Annotated in this window: 16 protein-coding genes; 4 read left to right on the top strand and 12 right to left on the bottom strand. The window is 59.3% G+C overall.

Annotation, left to right across the window (positions count from 1 at the left end):
* Positions 1–6 precede the first annotated feature (6 nt).
* The 4 genes from A6764_RS03990 to A6764_RS03975 form a co-directional block, all read right to left on the bottom strand.
* Complete coding sequence (locus tag A6764_RS03990; protein WP_029098216.1) at positions 7–897, bottom strand: ABC transporter permease; 891 nt, start codon at positions 895–897, stop codon at positions 7–9.
* The gene (locus A6764_RS03985; RefSeq protein ID WP_264622403.1) at positions 894–1,820 is read right to left on the bottom strand and encodes an ABC transporter ATP-binding protein; all 927 of its coding nucleotides are present in this window, start codon (positions 1,818–1,820) and stop codon (positions 894–896) included. Before A6764_RS03985 ends, A6764_RS03990 begins: the two co-directional genes overlap by 4 nt.
* Complete coding sequence (locus A6764_RS03980; protein WP_065067296.1) at positions 1,817–4,186, bottom strand: DUF7408 domain-containing protein; 2,370 nt, start codon at positions 4,184–4,186, stop codon at positions 1,817–1,819. Before A6764_RS03980 ends, A6764_RS03985 begins: the two co-directional genes overlap by 4 nt.
* A 205-nt stretch (positions 4,187–4,391) precedes the next feature.
* The gene (locus A6764_RS03975) at positions 4,392–5,354 is read right to left on the bottom strand and encodes a proline dehydrogenase family protein (protein ID WP_065067297.1); all 963 of its coding nucleotides are present in this window, start codon (positions 5,352–5,354) and stop codon (positions 4,392–4,394) included.
* A gap of 206 nt (positions 5,355–5,560) precedes the next feature.
* Between A6764_RS03975 and A6764_RS03970 the strand changes: the two genes are divergently transcribed.
* Positions 5,561–6,961, top strand: a complete 1,401-nt coding sequence (locus A6764_RS03970; protein ID WP_264622402.1) for a MocR-like pyridoxine biosynthesis transcription factor PdxR — start codon at positions 5,561–5,563, stop codon at positions 6,959–6,961.
* A gap of 97 nt (positions 6,962–7,058) precedes the next feature.
* On the opposite strand, the gene A6764_RS03965 is transcribed toward A6764_RS03970, so the two are convergent.
* Genes A6764_RS03965 through A6764_RS03955 form a run of 3 tightly spaced genes read right to left on the bottom strand, consistent with a single transcriptional unit; the run spans position 7,059 to position 8,433 of the window.
* Positions 7,059–7,481 carry a YvaD family protein gene (locus A6764_RS03965; RefSeq protein WP_065067299.1) on the bottom strand — a complete coding sequence of 141 codons (423 nt, stop codon included), beginning with the start codon at positions 7,479–7,481 and terminating at the stop codon, positions 7,059–7,061.
* Complete coding sequence (locus A6764_RS03960) at positions 7,478–7,858, bottom strand: DMT family transporter (protein WP_035299388.1); 381 nt, start codon at positions 7,856–7,858, stop codon at positions 7,478–7,480. Before A6764_RS03960 ends, A6764_RS03965 begins: the two co-directional genes overlap by 4 nt.
* A complete protein-coding gene (locus A6764_RS03955; protein ID WP_035299387.1) occupies positions 7,855–8,433 on the bottom strand; it encodes a TetR/AcrR family transcriptional regulator in 579 nt (192 codons plus the stop codon). Before A6764_RS03955 ends, A6764_RS03960 begins: the two co-directional genes overlap by 4 nt.
* Before the next feature lie 170 nt (positions 8,434–8,603).
* Here A6764_RS03955 and A6764_RS03950 point away from each other — a divergent pair, with 170 nt between their 5' ends.
* Positions 8,604–9,185: a GNAT family N-acetyltransferase gene (locus tag A6764_RS03950; protein WP_083989826.1), complete on the top strand. Its 582-nt coding sequence runs from the start codon at positions 8,604–8,606 to the stop codon at positions 9,183–9,185.
* A 42-nt stretch (positions 9,186–9,227) separates the two neighbouring features.
* Here the strand turns inward: A6764_RS03950 and A6764_RS03945 are convergent, their stop codons facing one another.
* The 3 genes from A6764_RS03945 to A6764_RS03935 all read right to left on the bottom strand — a co-directional run bounded on the left by A6764_RS03945 (position 9,228) and on the right by A6764_RS03935 (position 13,651).
* The gene (locus A6764_RS03945) at positions 9,228–9,995 is read right to left on the bottom strand and encodes a MerR family transcriptional regulator (RefSeq protein WP_065067301.1); all 768 of its coding nucleotides are present in this window, start codon (positions 9,993–9,995) and stop codon (positions 9,228–9,230) included.
* 97 nt (positions 9,996–10,092) lie between these two features.
* The gene (locus tag A6764_RS03940; protein ID WP_264622401.1) at positions 10,093–11,394 is read right to left on the bottom strand and encodes a ribonuclease H-like domain-containing protein; all 1,302 of its coding nucleotides are present in this window, start codon (positions 11,392–11,394) and stop codon (positions 10,093–10,095) included.
* A complete protein-coding gene (locus A6764_RS03935) occupies positions 11,384–13,651 on the bottom strand; it encodes a DEAD/DEAH box helicase (RefSeq protein WP_218059934.1) in 2,268 nt (755 codons plus the stop codon). Before A6764_RS03935 ends, A6764_RS03940 begins: the two co-directional genes overlap by 11 nt.
* Before the next feature lie 386 nt (positions 13,652–14,037).
* Here A6764_RS03935 and A6764_RS03930 point away from each other — a divergent pair, with 386 nt between their 5' ends.
* Both A6764_RS03930 and A6764_RS03925 read left to right on the top strand, forming a co-directional pair.
* Positions 14,038–14,520 carry a hypothetical protein gene (locus A6764_RS03930; RefSeq protein WP_065067303.1) on the top strand — a complete coding sequence of 161 codons (483 nt, stop codon included), beginning with the start codon at positions 14,038–14,040 and terminating at the stop codon, positions 14,518–14,520.
* A 15-nt stretch (positions 14,521–14,535) separates the two neighbouring features.
* Positions 14,536–14,859, top strand: coding sequence for a hypothetical protein (locus A6764_RS03925; RefSeq protein WP_065067304.1), 324 nt, complete (start codon positions 14,536–14,538; stop codon positions 14,857–14,859).
* 447 nt (positions 14,860–15,306) lie between these two features.
* Here the strand turns inward: A6764_RS03925 and A6764_RS03920 are convergent, their stop codons facing one another.
* Positions 15,307–16,269: a DUF2167 domain-containing protein gene (locus A6764_RS03920; RefSeq protein ID WP_065067305.1), complete on the bottom strand. Its 963-nt coding sequence runs from the start codon at positions 16,267–16,269 to the stop codon at positions 15,307–15,309.
* 333 nt (positions 16,270–16,602) lie between these two features.
* Entirely contained in the window at positions 16,603–17,457 is an 855-nt protein-coding gene (locus tag A6764_RS03915) for an SDR family oxidoreductase (RefSeq protein ID WP_065067307.1), read from the bottom strand.
* Between the last annotated feature and the right edge of the window lie 107 nt (positions 17,458–17,564).

Here is a 17,564-nt window from a genome sequence, read left to right as displayed (position 1 = left end):
GACCCATCACTCCTCACCAGCCGCTTTTCGCAAACGGGGTCGCACCGGCTTGATCAGGTAAACGGCCAGCGCCAGGCAGACCACGGTGACGAACGCCAGAAACAGGACGTACAGCCAGAACGGGTCCACGCTCACGAGCGAGAACCGGTTGCTGATCACCCTGCGCAGATCCTGAACCGGCCCCTCGTTAAAGATGCCCAGCATCCCGAACAGCGGATTGATGCTGTGCAGCAGGTCAGGCCACAGCGGCATCGGCGCACCGGTCGAATAGTACACCCGCCGCTGGTAGCGGATGAACTCGCGGATCACCTCGGCCAGGATGCTGGTGCCCGCGGCGTACCCGAAGACGACCGCGTAGCTCAGCACCGTGGCGATTCCCGTCCGTTTGATCAGCGTCGAGATCAGCACCCCGACGCTGCCCAATCCCAGCATGGTGATCAGGTAAAAGCCGAACACCTTCAGCAGTTGGGCAGGAGAGATGCCGCCGTACAAAAAGACGATCGCGTACAGCGGGATGGTGGCGAACACGAGAAACGTCATGAAGCTGAGCGACGCCAGCCATTTGCCCACAATCAGCTTGGTCGCGCTGATGTTGGTCGTCAGCAAAATGCTCAGCGTCTGCCGCTCCCGCTCGCCGGAAATCACCCCTGCCGTCAGCCCCGGCACGACAAAACAAATCATCGCCAGCTGCAGGATCGAGAGCACCATGAACAGTTCCCGCGAGCGGTTCGGGTTGTAGTGGCCGCCGCCCCCCGTCATCAGGTAGATAAACGTCAGCGTCACCCCGCCCAGCACCAGCAGGTAAAATGTGATGATCCACGGGGAACGGCGCGTCCGCATCCGCAGTTTCCACTCGTTTACAAGCACGGGGTTGCGCAGTCGCTGCAAGAGGTTCATGAGCCCACCCCCTTCGTGATTTCCAAAAAGATTTCTTCCAGATTGCCCTGCGCCTCGTTGAACGCGGCCACCGGCAGGCCCGCCGCCGCCAATTCGCGCAGCAGCTCCACCTGCTGCTCGTCGTTTCCCGTAAACCCGGCCACCACCCAGTTTCCTTCCCGGGTGACGCCCGTCACGGTCGGCACTTCACGCAGCCGGGTCATCGCTTCCTCCACGCGGTCCAGCAGGCGGATGCGCAGCACCCGCTTTTCCTGCATCTTCGCGTAAATCTCGTCCACTCTGCCAAACGCGACCAGGCTGCCTTCCTCGATGATGCCGATCACGTCGCACATCTCGGCCAGCTCCGGCAGGATGTGCGAGCTGATGATGATCGTCTTGCCCATGTCGCGCAGTTCCTTCAAAATCTCGCGCAGCTCGATCCGGGCCCTGGGGTCCAAACCGGAAGCCGGTTCGTCGAGGATCAGCACTTCCGGGTTGTGCACGAGGCAGCGGGCCAACCCCAGTCGCTGCTTCATCCCCCGCGACAGCGAGTCGACGTACGCGTCCCGCTTGTGGCTCAGATTGACCAGCTCCAGCAATTGCGGAATGATCTGCCGGCGCTCTTGGGCGGGGATGTCGTAGTTGGCCCCGTAGAAGTCCAGGTACTCCTCCGCCGTCAAATTGTCGTACACCCCGAAAAAGTCGGGCATGTAGCCGATCAGCCTGCGCACTTCACGCGGCTGCTTCGTCACTTCGTATCCGCCGACGTACGCCTGGCCGCTGGTCGGCTCCAGCAGGGTGGCCAGGATGGACATCGTCGTCGACTTGCCGGCTCCGTTCGGGCCGACGAAGCCGAACACGGTGCCCTTCTCAATCTCCAGCGTCAGTCCTTTCAACGCCTCCGTTTTGCCGTATCGCTTGACCAGCCGATTGATCTGGATCATGGACGCATCACCTTTCCTTCCACGCTGATCACCGGGATGCCGAGGTGGCGGTAATCGTTATACCCGTGCGAAAACCTGATCCGGAGCGTGCCATCGGGCGAGAGGTACACCGGCGTCTTGTCCCCGGTCATCGTGTTGTTGGCAAACGCCTTGTCGAACGGGTCAAACGAATGGGTCTTCCAGTTGTACACCTGCTTGTCAAACCGCGTATTGTCGTTCGACCAGGTGTAGAGGTAAATGTTCGTGATCTTCAGCTTTTTTTCCCCGGGCTCGATCGGGAAGTCAAGCGTGATGTCGCCCGCCTGCATCATGTACCCGTCGCCCTGGTCTTCCACCTTCACCGAACTGCCCGTTTTTACCGGCACAATCGTTCCGGCCGGGTAAACGACGTAGCCGTCCGGGGAGGGCTTCAGCGACAACGGCTGCGTCACCAGCGTCAGGCTGTCCGCCTGAAACCGCCTGTTCTTCACGTCCGTCTCCACCGCGGGGGTCCGCGTCCAGCCGACGAGCATGAGCGATGCGGGCTGGAAGCCTTTTCCCTGCTCCAGATCGTTGATCATCACGCCCTCCCGGCTGGTTTCATACGGGTTGTGCGCATCCACATGCGGAGGGAGAAACACGCGGTTGTTTCTGTACGGGCGGACAGTACTGCCTGTTTGTGCCGGATTGAACGGCAGGTTGACCTGAACGCTCGATCCGGGCGCCAGTTCGGGAACCTTTTGCACCTGGCTGCCCGAGACGATGGCGACGTCCCGCAGCGCATACTTTGTCTTGTTGGTCACCGTCCCTTTCAGAGCGCCGTCGGCGTAGACGAGATCGGACACAAACGAACCGGCATCGGTGACGACCTGCTCCGTCCCCACTTTGCGCATGGACCAAAACTCGACGTCGCGGAACTGCACGAGCGTCCGGTCCGACTGCATCGAGACCCACGCCTTGGGCGACGCTTCATCGCCGTAGCGGTACAGAATCGGCCATACCTTGCCGCCGCCCTTCACTTCCAGCTCATAGTCGCCGCTTGTCGGCACAAACAGCGCCGTGACCGCCTTGATCCGCGCCTGTCCGTCCCCCTGCATCTGGATGATTCCGGTTTGATGCACGAGCGCGCCTGTCCCCCGCTGCAGCGCGCCGTACGAGAAAATGCCGGCGCCGGTGATGACGGCAAACACCGGGACGGCCGCCCACATGTATCCCTGCTTTCGCTTGCGGCGCAGCAGGTAAAAGAAGACCGGCCCCGCCAGCAGCGCGTAGCAGCCAAAAAACAGCGCCATCCACTTCACGTCCGGCAGTTTCAGGGCGGGAATCCGGTCGGCGGCTTCGCTCAACCCCCAGATGCCGTTCATGGGATCGCTGTCTGTCCGCTGCAGCGCTGCGCCAAACGCCCTGGTCAGCGCTTCCGCCCAGAAACGGCCGTTGCCGCTCCAGCTTGCCACCGGCTCTTCCGCCAGGTCGTAGGCCACGTACAGCACTTTGCCCTCACCCAGCGAGCGGACCGCCATCAGCGGAACGCCGCCCTCCGCATAGACCACGCTGCCCGTTTTCAGACGGCCCGCGCTGACCGTAAACGGCTTCTCCAGCACAAGCGGCTTGTTTTTCTCCACGGCCAGGCTGGACAAGGCGGTCAGGCTGGTGACACCGGTCACCTCCACCGGCGAAAGATCGGCGAGCGCCCCCGCCGTCTTGTTGTAGTGGGCACCGCCGGCCAGCACGAGCATGCCGCCCGACGCCGTCCAGTCGCGTATGGCCTGCACCTGCTGTCCGTTTAACCCGTCCAGGGCGAAATTGTTCAGTACCAGGATGTCGATCATCTCCAACTGCACTTTTGCCGCCGGGAACTGCTCCGCCTTCATCGGCACGACCCGCACCGGATTGGGAAAGGCCGTTTGGGGCATCGCCCCGAGGAAGTTGGCCGTGTCCGGGTCGGCCGCCAGCACGCCCACGAACAGCGTGTCCGGACTGTGCCGTCTCCCGCCGATCGACGTTTTGGCCACGATGTCATCGCCTTGCATCAGGGCCACGTATGTGTAGGGATCGATCTCGTCTCCCCGTACGGTGATCGTTACCTGCTTGGTCGCCCCTTTGGCCACGGAGACAGGCTGGTAGTACCCCACGGAGAAATCGTCGCCGTTTCCGCCGTTGGCGGCTACGACCAGATTGCCTTCCACATCCGCTCCGCCGTTGCTGACCGTCACCTGAACCGGGACCATGCCCGCTTCCTTGTACTCACCGCCGATGCCGGCCGTGACGCTCAGTTGGACAGCCGCTTCCGCCTGCGCCGTCGCCGCCCGGCTGTCGGGCAGTCCGGCCAACAGCAGCAGGCAGACGCACATGTGCAACAGCCAGTGCTTGGACTTCGCCGTATTCATTCCTGCATAACCTCCACGAACAAATTCTTGTCGTTTACCTGTAATGACGTATGAAATCGACAAAAGGCTACAAGTTCTTTTACAATTGTCGGTTGTCAAAACATTCTAACTTTATTCGCCTGCCAACGCGCAATAGGCCACCCCGGGGGGGTGACCCACACAAGCGCATGGCTGATCGACGCTGCCGCAGCGTCCCCTGGCACGGTCAGTTTTCGTACGGATCGCGCTGCAACCGGGCTGGATCTGCCATGTCGGCCAAAGCGGTATACAGGTTGGGCGGATGTTCGGCCAGACGGTGGCACAGATACAGGTACCATTCCCTGCCGTACGTGACATACAGGCGTGTGGCGGCTCCCCACTGTCTGGCCGCTTTCGCCAATTCGGGGCGAATGCCGTAGAGCATCTCCACCTCCACGTGCGGCAGGGCGAAATAGCCCCTCTCCTGCGCGATGCGGATGATCGCTTCATCGTGGGTGGCGAGGGAGCAGGGGTGTCCGGCCTCTACGCACGCTTCTGCCATTTGCACGTACCGCTCGTTCAGTTCGCGGCCGCGGGGCAGAGCGATCGACTGCGGTTCCTTGAACGCCCCTTTGACGAGCCGGATCTTTCCCGTCAGCTCCAGCAGCCGGGGCAAATCGGCGAGGGAGCGGTGCAGGTGGGCCTGCACGGTAATGCCGACGTTTCCGTGCCGGACGGCCAGCCGTTCGTACAGCTTCCAAATCGCTTCCGTCTTGTCCGATTCCTCCATGCTCACCATCAGGGATTGACCGCTTTGGCTCGCCAGAAAGGCCAGCTCGTCGGCGTGGGCAAACGCCATCTCCTCGTCGGCCGTCAAGCCGATGTGCGACAGATCGAAGCAAATGTCCGCCATCAATCCCTGCCGGCCCGCCTCGCCAATCAGCGCAGCAAACTCTTCTTTGGCCCGTATGCATTCCTCCCGTTCCCGGGTGTTTTCGCCGATGTATTCGAGCGAAATCCGGTACCCCCGGCCGCTCAGTCTACGAGCCACAGCCACCGCCTCATCCCTCGTTTCTCCCGCCACGTAGCGCTTCGCCGCAGCCGACAGCATCCGGTAAAACGGGGGAGAATCGAGCACATGCGCCTTCAGCCGTTCATCGCGGGCAAACGTCCGAAGCGCGTCCGCCGCCAATTGCTGCTCTGCAGTCATGATGGACCACTCCTTTTGGCGTACTTTCCACTGCCACCATAACATGCTATGCTGACTTCGATTAGGTCCACTTCCCCGCGATGCGGACAGGACCACTTTCGATATGGCAAAGCTGATTGTTCTATCGCGGAACGCAATCCCGCTGGATCAGGAGGTCAGCGGGCGTTTTGCGTTCGGATCCCGTCGAAAAAAGGAGGTGTCTTCTCTTGCTGTGGATTTCTCTCGACCGTTCCAAACCGGTCCCGTTGATTCGGCAGGTGTACACGGACATCCGGGCCAAAATCCTGCGGGGAGAACTTTCTGCCGGCGACAAGCTGCCGTCCACCCGCAAGCTGTCAGAAGAGTTGCGCATTTCCCGCAACGTCGTCCTGGAGGCGTACGACCTGCTGTTGGCGGAAGGCTATCTGGAAAGCAGGCGCGGCTCCGGCCATTTTGTGGCCCCCGGCATCCGCCTCGACGCCCCTGCCGCGGATGCCGCGGGGAGCGAACGTGCATGGACGGCGATTGACCGCGACAGCGATGATGGCGTGATCGACTTTCGTTCCGGCGTCCCGGCGCTGGACCACTTTCCACGCGACGTTTGGGCCAAAGTCGTCCAGCGCGCCTGTCGGGAAGCGCCGCTCTCCGCCCTCGGTTACGGCCGGCCCGAGGGACGGGCGGAACTGCGCCGCATTCTCAGCCGTTACCTGTACCGCACACGCGGCGTCCAGTGCCGGCCGGAACAGATCGTCATCACGTCGGGAGCGACCCAGGCGCTGTCCCTGATTGCCAAGGTGCTTCTCTCTCCCGGCTGCTCCATCCTGCTGGAGGACCCGATCACCCTCGACATCCAGACGATTTTTTCCTCGGCGGGGGCTGTCCTGCACCCGATCCCCGTGGACGAACAGGGCATGATGACCGACTGCCTTCCCTCCGGCAAATTTCCCCGCTTCGTGCTGGTGACGCCCTCCCATCAGTTTCCGCTGGGCGGCACCCTGCCGATTCAGAGGCGGATTCAGTTGATTCGTTACGCGCTGGACAACGACTGCTACATCGTGGAGGACGATTACGACAGCGAGTTCCGCTACGACAGCCCGCCGATCAACGCCCTGCAGGGGCTGGCCGAGGAGCGGGTGATCTACGTCGGTTCGTTCAGCAAAATCCTCTCGCCCGCCCTGCGGATGGGCTACCTGGTGCTTCCTCCCGCACTGGTGGAGCGGTATCAGGAGGCCAAATGGTTCACCGATCTGCACACGCCGTCGCTCGATCAGTTGGCGCTCGGACTGTTTGTGGAAGAAGGCCACCTGGAGAAAACGATCAACCGCGTCAAAAAGGTGTACAAAAAACGCCGCCAGGCCCTGTGCGACGCCCTTTATGCCCACTTTCCCGAACAGGTGAGCACCCTGGGCTCGTCCACCGGCCTGCACATCGCGGCCGCCTTTCGAGGCACATCGTTTACGCCGGAACTGCTGACCTCCCTCCAAACCGCCGGGGTCCGGGTCTACCCGGTGGAAGCGCACGCCATCGTCAAGGGCAGGCACCACGACAAGATCATTCTGGGATACGGCAATCTGACGGAAGCGGACATCGCGGAAGGCGTCCGGCGTATGAAGAAGGTGCTGGGCTAGCGAGAAGGCAGCAAAAAGACACCGCCATAAAGCGGTGCCGGAGGGTCGAAAAGACCGTATGGGGAAAAACCGGAGCAACCGACTGCTCACGCTGCCTTTACGGGGTGTGATCAGACTTGCCCGCAGCCGATACGACTGGCTGTTCCCGAAGAAAACGGGGCAGAAAGAACAGCGGATAGATCAGCAGGTACAGGTTGGGAATCCACCAGACTGGATCGAAATCCCCTTTCAACAGCCAAAAGGTGATCGCCTGCAGGCCGGAACAGGACGTCAGCACCAGCGAGATCAGCGCCAACGGCCGCCAGCAGCCGTTTTTCCTGTGGTACGCGTACAGACTGGCAAATCCGGTGATCGAGATGAGCAGATCCAGCGGGAAAAACGAGAGATTCCACGCCACCAGATTGGCGTCGGTGTAGTCCTGGTACCGATACTCGATCGGGATACGTCCGAGAAAGCTGACGATCCAGTAGAGAAGAAAGCCGAGATCAGTCGCCCAAAAAAACCCTTTCAGCCGCTTCATCTGGCCTCGTTCTCCACCGCGACGCCGCTTTCCGGCCCGGCCGATGCGCTTCCCCCGTGCGCATCGCCGCTCAGGTTCAGCATCACGCAGCCGACGATGATGAGCACGATGGCGATGATTTTTTGCACGGTGAGCACGTCCTTGAAAAACAGGAAACCGATGACGGCAATCGCCGCCGTCCCCACTCCCGACCAGATCGCGTATGCCGTGCCCACCTCGAGCTGTTTGAGCGCCATGCTTAAAGACGAAAAGCTGATGACGTAAAACACGAACATCAACACGGTGAAAACAGGCCGGCTGAGCCCGTTCGACAGCTTCATGAACGTGGTTCCCGCCACCTCGAAACAGATGGCCAAACCTAGATACAGCCAGCTCATACGCTCTCCTCCTGACGTTTCCGGGCGCTGACCACTCCGCCCAGCAAAATGTCGATCACCGCGTCCAGCGCCTCGTGAATGGTCATCCTGTCTCGGGACGAGGCCTGCCGGTTGATCATCTGCTCCCAGGCGCCCACATACATCTGAATCAGGATGTCTGCGTTCACCCTGCGAAACACGCCTTGGCGCATCCCTTCTTCCAACACGGCCCGGACCTGGTCCCACTCTTCCTGAAAGCATTTGTCGACGAGTGCCCACTGGGCGGGATAGTACCGCTTCAACTCGTACCACAACCGCAGGTCGGTGCCGCCAAACCCGCTCGGCACGTAGGCCAGCAGCCGGCGCAGTTTCTCCGTCACATCCAGATCCTGCCGGTTCACGATGGCCTCCATGCCGTCCCGCACGTCCCGGTTTCCCTGTTCGATCAGGTGACGAATCAGTTCTTCCTTGGACGGAAAATGGCCGTACAGCGTCTTCGTGCTGATACCCGCACGGCGCGCGAGATCCGCCATCGTAAATTTGAGGCCTTTGGACTGGATTTCCTCGATCGCCGCCTGAACAATGCGTTCCTGCATGGGCATCCCACTCCTTTTACGCAGAAACGAAGGAAAAGAATTTGTTTTTTATATTTTCCTCACATCTGCAGTATAGAGGAATGCGAGCGGCGTGTCAATCCTTTCCAAAACCACACATTTTCAAACATGCACAATTTTGCTATTGTTGAGAGAAAAACAGGAGGATTCCCATGCACAATCAGAACACCCCCGCTGCACCCGTGCGGTTTCTCGAGGGAAACCGGGTGTACTTGCGTCCCATCGGCCTTGACGACACCGATCTCTATTTCCGGATGCTGTTTCACCCCGAGGTGCGGAGACTGACCGGCACGCAGAAAAGCTTTACCCGTGAACAGATTTCCCGATACATCGAAGGAAAGACGCAGGACCCGTCGTCTCTTTTGCTGTTGATCGCCTTGCGGGAAACGGATGAGGTGATCGGCGACATCGCCCTGCAGAACATCGACGGCATGAACCGCAATGCCAATATCCGCATCGCCATCACCTCCCGGGAACACCAGGGCCGGGGGCTTGGCACGGAAGCCATGCGCCTTTTGCTCGACTACGGATTCGGAATTTTGAACCTGCACCGGATTGAGCTGAACGTCTTCTCCTACAACGCGCGGGCCATTCGCGCCTATGAAAAGCTCGGCTTTCAGCGGGAGGGCGTGCAGCGCGAAGCCTTGTACTACAACCACCAGTATCACGACTCGATCATCATGAGCATCCTGGAAGACGAATACCGAGCGAAGCACCTGAAGAAACACGTCTAGCCGCCATAAAAAGAGGTTGGGCATCCCCCAACCTCGTTTCCGTCAATTCGCTTGCAGGCGGTCGCAGTAGAGATGGATCGCTGCCCGCAAAAAGGCGGCCAGCCCTTCCCGGTACTTGTCGAACGTGGACGTAAAGCGTTCGTCGGCCACGTACAGCTCGCCCAACCCCCTGAAAATTTCCGGCGTGCACTCGTAGTAGTAGCGGGTGATATGCTGCCGCAGCTCCGCGACCCCTTCCTGAACCTGCGGGTCGGCCGGTCCGTTTTCCATGGCGCCGGCGATCTTGCGGGTAATGGCTTCCCATTCCCCCATGATGCGCGCCCAGTCGCTCTTTGTGTAGGCGTTCGTCCGTTTTTCCGTCTCGTCGACGATCGCTTTGCCGTACTTCTCTCTGGCCTCCGCCGCGTATTTCTCCTGGTGTTCCTTGATCGCTGTCATGTCAAAACCGCCAAACATGTCCTGTTTGTCCATTTCGATTCCTCCTTCAATGGAAGAGAGGGTTTTGTCCACGGTGCGGATGATCTCTTCCAGCCGTTTCTTTTTTTCCAGCAGCAACTGCTTGTGGGCTCTCAACGCCTGCGCACGGTCAAATCCGGGACTGTCCAAAATCTGCTTGATGTCCTGCAGGGGAAAGCCTATCTCTTTGAAAAACAAAATCTGCTGCAATCTCTCCAGATCCTTGTCGGTGTACAGCCGATATCCGGCCGGGGTAATCGACGCCGGTTTCAGCAGCCCGATCTGGTCGTAGTAATGGAGTGTCCGTACGCTCACGCCCACCAGTTCGGCCACTTCCTTCACCTTGTACGGCACGTCATCACCTCCACCTCGATCATAATGGCTGACGCAGCGTGAGGGTCAACAAAAAAGGGAACAGGAATGATCTGGTCCTGTCCCCTCATTGTTTCCGTTACGCATGCTGTTCCAACCGCTGCTCCAGCCGTTCGATCCGCTTGCGGTAGGCAGCTTCCTCCGCCTTGGACTTGCGGCGCAGCAGGCCGCTTTTTTTCTTCCACAGGTCAAACGCCCGCAGCGTGCAGTGAAGCGCCTGTTCATAGTCTTTGACGTGATGCTCGTAGATTTTGGCCAGCTCGACATACACTTCTTCCGGCACGTAGGTGCCCGACCGGACGACTTCTTCCCACAGCCGCATTGCCTGTTTCCAGTCTTTCTGCCGCTTGTAGCAGTGGCCCATCGCGATGGCCGCCTTCACGCCCAGCGGATGCCCGCTTTCCGCGACCGATCGGTAGGCGCGGAGGGCGCTCTCGCCGTCGCCCAACGCTTCATACCAGCGGGCGATGTTGAACCGCTCCTCGGCGGAGACGTCCTCCCTGTCCCAGGCGAGCAGCAGGGAGGAGAGGCGGATGTACAGCGTGATCAGGGAGAGCACGTCCGTCTCGTTGTGAGCAAGGACACCCTTGATCGTATCCGGGTCCTTGTCCGTGAGGTAGTCAAAGTACCGGATCGGCGCCAGATAGCCGGGAATGTCGTTCTCCCGCTGGACGCCCAGCTTCTCCCGCTCGATCAGCGACAGCCGGCAGGACTCCAGGTCCTCCCGCCACAGCCTCCTCGCCCCGTGCAGCAGGTCGTAGTGGCCGAACGACGGCAGCCGGGGAACCAGGTCGCGCAGCAGCGTATGCCGCGTCTTGACCTGCGGCCAGTCAAACGACTTGCCGTTGTACGTGACCAGATCGGTCGCCGTCCGCGCCGCTTCCAGAAACGAGTGGTAGAGGGCCGCCTCCGCGTGAGGGGCGGTCAAAAAGTGCTGGCGGACGACGACGCAGTCTCCCTCGAAGCGGCTGTGCCCCAGCAAAAAGACGGCATTGCCCGCCCCGCCGTGCAGACCGGTTGTCTCCGTGTCAAAAAACAGCAGGTCCTCCGCCGTTTTGCCCGCCGCCGACAGCGGATGGAGGATGCCCGCCTGCTCCCAGGCGTCGATCGTCTCGTACAGTTGGGCAAACGTGTAGGCCCCATGCCGCGCGGTGACCGGGTAGCGGACCTCCCGCACCATCACGTACTCGCCGTCGAGCACGTACGGTTTGGCCTGCAGGCCGACCCACTTTTCCCGGTACGGGATGTCCGGAAGCGGCGCCGTGTCGGAGGCCGCCGGCGAACCCGCAGCCCCGCCGGGTGCCCCGTCCCCGTCCGGCTGCTTGGGCGCTTCCCGGGTGAGATGCGGTTTGAGGCGGTTCAGCTTCGCTTTAAGAGACATGCAGGCTTCCCCCCTGGGCGACCCGCAGCAAGGAGAGCGCCAGTTCCTTGCCGCCTCCTTCTTCCGCCGCGCCGACGCAGGACGGGCAGCCAGACTCGCACGGGCAGGAGCAGATCAGCTCCTCCGCCCGGGCCAGGATCGTCTCCATCTGCTCGTACACCTGCTCGCTCAATCCGATGCCGCCCGGATAGCGGTCGTACAGGAAGATGGTGGGCTGGCCGGAGTGTACGGCCTTGCGCTGCGGAATCACGTGCAGATCGAGCGGATCGCACATCACGAACAGGGGCGCGACGTGCTGCAGCACGTGAGCCACCCCCACCAATCCGCGCTCCACCTCGCTTGTCCCCACCTCCTCCAGCAGCGCTTCCGAAAATCCGATCCAGGCCGCGTTGGTGTGCAGTTCTTCCTCGGGCAGGTGGATCGGACCGGAGCCGATGTTTTCATGGGTCTCAAACTTGATTTTCTTGAAAATGGTCGCCATGGCGTGGACCGACACTTCCCCGTAGGCGTATTCGATCCGCGGCCCGCGGCGGGACTGGTCCTGCTCCAGCACCTTGAGCTGGACGGCCAGGTTGGCGTCCGTGTAGTAATCCACCTGCACTTCCCGCACGTACGCTTTCTTCTCTTCGTAGTCCAGCTTCTCCACCTGATACTGAACTCCCTGGTGCAGGTAAATCGCTTCGTCGTGCAGGAGCGTCAGCGAGCTGAAGCGGTCCATCTCCCCGATCACCTTTTCGTTGCCCCGCTCGCTGATGTCGATGATCACCACGTTTTCCTGAGAAGCCGAACGCAGGCTGATGTTGTGCGCCGGAAACGAGTCGTTCATCCAGAACCACTTGCCTTTGGCGTGGTGCAGAATCTGCTCTTCCGTCAGAAACTCCAGGATTTCCGTGATCTCCGCCCGGCCGAAGCGGTCCCCTTCGGAAAAGGGCAGCTCGTAGGCGGCGCATTTGATGTGGTCGACGAGGATGATCAGGTTGTCCGGGTTGATCCGGGCCGACTCCGGGCTGCGTTCAAAAAAGTACTCGGGATGCTGAATCACGTACTGGTCCAGCGGCGTGGAGCTGCCGACCAGGACGACGACCGACTCCCCCTGCCGCCTCCCGGCCCGGCCCGCCTGCTGCCAGGTGCTGGCGACCGAACCGGGATAGCCGGTGATCACGCACGCCTGGAGCTGGCCGATGTCGACGCCCAACTCCAGTGCGTTGGTGCTGACCACGCCCATGATCTCTCCCTGGCGCAGCCCCTTTTCGATCGCCCGCCGCTGGCTGGGCAGATAGCCGCCGCGATAGCCCTGGATCGTCTTGGGCCCCAGCTTCCGTTTGACCAGCTCCTGCAGATACTTGAGCAGAATCTCCACCCGCACCCGGCTGCGCGCGAACAAAATCGTCTGAATCCCGTTGGACAGAAACAGTTCCGTGATGTCCCGGGCTTCCAGCGTGGCGCTGCGCCGGATGTTCAACTGCCGGTTGACGACGGGCGGATTGTAGAACAGAAAATGTTTTTTTCCGGTGGGCGCGCCGTTGTTGTCCACCAGCACCATCGGCTCTTCCGTCAACTGCTCCGCCAGTTCCCGCGGGTTGGCGATGGTGGCCGACGTGCAGATGAACTGCGGACGGCTGCCGTAAAACGCGCAGATCCGCTTCAGCCGGCGGATGACGTTGGCCACGTGGCTGCCGAACACGCCCCTGTATGTATGCAGTTCGTCGATGACGACGTATCGCAGGTGTTCAAAAAAGGAGACCCATTTGGTGTGATGGGGCAGGATGGCCGCATGCAGCATGTCCGGGTTGGTGATCACGATGTTGCCGGCCTTGCGGATCGTCTGTCGGATTTGGGCGGGCGTATCCCCGTCGTAGGTTTCCGACTTGATCGGCAGGCCCGATTCGTTGATCAGCTCGTGCAGCTCGCTTTTCTGGTCCTGGGCCAGCGCCTTCGTGGGAAACAGGTACAGCGCCCGCGCCTCTGGGTCTTCCGCAAGCGCCTGCATCACCGGCAGGTGGTAGCACATGCTCTTGCCGGAAGCGGTAGGCGTCACCGCCACGATGTGCTTCCCGTCCCGCACGTGGCGAAAGGCCGTCTCCTGATGGGTGTACAGCGAGGAAATCCCCCGTTTGACCAGCGTTTCCCGAATCCGCCCGTCCAGGTCAGGGGGAAAGGGAACCGTTTGCGCCTCGCGGGGTTCGATGGTTTTCCAATGCACGATGTTTCGCGCAAAGCGCTCGTCCTGGCGTAACCGTTCCAGCACGTGCGCCATGTCCAGCTTGATTTTCACGTCGAACACCACCTTCTTCCCCTATTCTACGAATGTACGTTCGACAAGTAAATGGCTCGCGGGAAATTCACTCCATGCGATGGACGCGGGAGGGGAATCCGCCGACAAATACGGACCGGCTTCCGTTACTATCGTCTTGCTTTTCAAACCAAATCTTTCGCGTTCACCCCTGTACCGATCATGTCAAAGCGTTACATTGCAGGCCAATCATATAGACGTTTTGGAACAGCCGAGCTGTATGTTCATGCTGTTGTCAGTAAGGGAGTTTTAAAAAATATTTACCTCTTGTAAATTTTTATTGATCATCAATCCCACTAATGTTAATATATGTATATCTTTTGGGAAAAATTCGATAAGGAGTGAATTTCGTGAAATTTTTAAAGAAAATCCTTTCCAGTCTGTTCGCACTAGTGTTATTGTTTGGATCTATATTGCCAAGCGCATCGGCAAAAACTGTTGAGAAACAGACAGAAAGCAATATCGACAGCCAAAAGAAATACAATCGTGTAGAGCTGAAAATGAAAGGCGACGGCGATGATGCTTATGAGCTTGCTTTGTTTATTAAACTTGGTTTGTTAAACAATGATGACGTGTATAAGTGGCATGAGGGTGGCTTTGATTCTATAATTGAATCGATTAATTACCACTACGAAAAACATGCGAAAGAAGTTGGGGCAACAGATGCTGCACAGTATCTGCGGAAAGCAATAGCATTTGCTCAAACTGCAAAAAAAGGTGTAAAACCAACACCTGTATCTGGACCGGTAGATGGTGTAAAGAGGTATCGAAAAAATGGCAGATACATTGACCTGGCTCCAGATGGTCGAATAGTCTCTTTTGGAACAACGTAATTTGGAGGGATACTTTTGTCAGACTGGAAAAATATCAGAATAGATGGTGTAGCGAAGATACAAAAGTGTGTAGGTGAGTTTCTGGTTTATGAAATTGGCCGAATCCCTTCGACCAATTTCAGAGTAAGGGTGTATGAGGATCAAAATGGTCGGTTTACAGGGGTAACGAATCTTGGAATAAAGAGCCCACTAGATGGAGCCCCTGAGTTTGCTGCGGGTTCTGGAAAGAGCGTAGAAGAAGCTCTAGAAGATACCGTAAAATATTTTATGAGTGAGCTGAATAAAAGAACTGACCTAACCGAAGAAGACTTCGAGTGGGCTGATCCTGACGATTTCTAATATGACATTCACTGAAACATAAGCCTTAGACTAAGAGAAGACCAATAGGTAACTCTCCCTACATAACAATCCCCCTTCACAAGTATCTGTGCGGGGGATTGTTATATTAGACAAGACTAACTTAGGAGCAGCCCAAGAAAAACCCTAACCCTCCATCTCTTTCCGCTTTTTCTTCACCTGCCGCTGACAGGCCATATCATCACGCTTCAGCTGGTGCCCCGTCGCCGAATGTGCGGAAATTCTGCGCGGCAGCTACTGGGCCAAGGACAGCTCGCTCGCCGCTGTCCGGGAACTGGCCGAAGCCACCGCAGCGGGCGAGGCGCAGCTCGAATTCGTCCGGCTGGTCAAAGACGCCATCGCGATCCGGGGCAACTAACCGCCCGTCCACGACAAAGGCACCGCTTTTCTCAGCGGTGCCCTTGTTTCAGCCATCGTGAACCGGTGCCGTTACAATGCCGGCGGCGCTTGCCCCGGCGGGGTCTGTTCCTTGGGCTCTTCTTCCGCGTCCGGCTGTTCCGCGGACGGTTGATCAACCGGCCCGCTCTCTGGCGGTGCCGGTTTCCGTCCAAACCGCTTTTTGAAAAACGCGGCAATCGCGCCGAACAGAACCAGAATCAGCACCCATCCTTTTTTCAGGAGTCCCGCCAGCAGGAGCAGGAAGCCCGTTTTTTTCGCCACGGCGAGACCCAGACCGCCCAGGACCAGGCCGGTCAAACCGTATTCCGCCACGTTGTCCGTCGCCTCGTTGAAGTCCTCGTAACGGTTGCCTTCTTTTATTTTGAAGTTGGCGAGAATCTTCTCATGCAGAATGTTCTTGTCCTGCGGCAGGTTGGCCGGGTCCGTGATCAGGACGAACGAGACGTAGCCCTTTCTCGTCAGAAGCTGCACGTTGTAGTTGATCAGCGGATGTTTTTGCGCGTCTTCCCCGAGCATGGACCATTCCAGCTTGTGGGTCTTTTCGTCGTAAAACGGCTTCACGTCCCAGCCGACAACGTGAATCTGCTCTTCCGGTTTCCGGTCCTTGTTGGCCTCTTCCGTTCCCTCCTTGTAGCTGTTCAGGATTTCGTCCGCGTCGATGTCGTTCTTTTCTTCGTCCTTGATGTACCCCACTTCCTCGTATTCCACGATGACCATCCAGTCCTCGTTTTCGTTCGTCGGAAAAATGCTGCCGATCTCCCGGGGGGACGGGGCGGCACCGGCTTGCTCCTTCAGTTTGGCCGTGTCTTCCTTGTTCAGGTACACGTGATCTTCGGCCAGATCCAGCGTTGCCAATCCGTCGCCGATCTCGACGGACCTGCCGCCTTCAATCCAGTTGACCTGCGGCTGCTGCTCTTCCGCTCCTGCCGTCGGGATGACGCCAAACATCATGATCAGGACGAGAAACAAATGAAGTCCACTACCCGTTTTCATACAATTCTCTCTTTTCTATTCTGTAAAACGAACCACACCATTTTACCACAATGAACCATAATATGTAATAAAATTCCATAAAACAAGACTTTTTGACCAGAAAAAATTGCTTTCCCTCAAAAATGGTTCTTTTTGCCTGGTTGTTTTGCACAAAAAACGCCCGCAGGGGGCGTCGGCATGTGTGAACAGGCGGCGGCCGGGAGAGCGGCATGTCCCGCCGTCTCCTCCATAACGATACTCCTCCGGGCTGCTTCTACACAGCCCGATGTGACCGCCGCTGCCGCGGTCAAAGACCTCGTCCGCTCCAGCGGTCCGGCTGGAGGCTGCCTCCGCTCACCGATGGAGCGCCCACAACACGATCCGCTCGTACCATTTCCAGGGCAGCAGGCTCCTGAGCAGGCTCATCGCCGCCGTTCCCCGTCCCAGGGGATAACGCAGACGGGGCGCGGGAGCGAGCGCCGCTTTCACCACCGCCGCCGCCACTTCCTGGGGAGGCGGGGCCGTTTCCGCCGTCCTTCTGGACATGCGCAGAACGGCTTCCAGCATGGGCTGATAGGGGGAGTTCTCCCGCATGCGGATGGTCGCAAACCCTTTGCGCCAAATCTCCGTCTTGTACGCCCCCGGTTCGATCAGGACGGCGTGGATGCCAAACGGCAGGACCTCAAGCCGCAGCGCTTCGGTAAACCCCTCGACGGCAAACTTGGAGGCGGCGTAGGGGGCGTACCCCGGGAACGCTGTCCTCCCGCTGACGCTGCTCATGTTGATGATTTTTCCCCGCCGCTGTCTCCTCATGTGCGGCAGGACGGCCCGGGTGACGGCGACTGTCCCGAAGAAGTTGGTCTCCATCTGCGCACGCCACGTGTCTCCGTCCACTTCCTCGACGACTCCCCCGGCGGCAAATCCGGCATTGTTGACCAGCACGTCGATCCGGCCGTACGCCGCGGCGATCTCCTCGACGGTTTGGACAATGCCCGCATGGTCGGTGACATCCATCCGCCGCACGTCGATTCTCTCCCGCACTCCGGCGGTCTCGGCCGTCTGCAGCAGGTCATGCCGCTTCTCAGGGCTGCGCATCGCGGCGACGACACGAAACCCCGCCTGCGCCAAGGCCACACTCGTGTGCAGCCCAAACCCGCTGGAGGCTCCCGTGACCAGGGCGACCGCTCGTGTTTCCCGCTCTACCGTCATGATCGTTCCTCCTTTGCGGCGAGTGCCGTCCGACTGACCAGCCAAGCAATCGAACGGTTTCTCTCATCATATCCCACTCGCCGAGCGCAAACCAGGGCAAAAACAAG

Origin of the sequence: Brevibacillus sp. WF146, assembly GCF_001673705.2 — a bacterium.
GTDB lineage: Bacteria > Bacillota > Bacilli > Brevibacillales > Brevibacillaceae > Brevibacillus > Brevibacillus thermoruber.
Note: the sequence above shows the minus strand (reverse complement) of the source record. Positions and strands in the feature narration are given on the sequence as shown.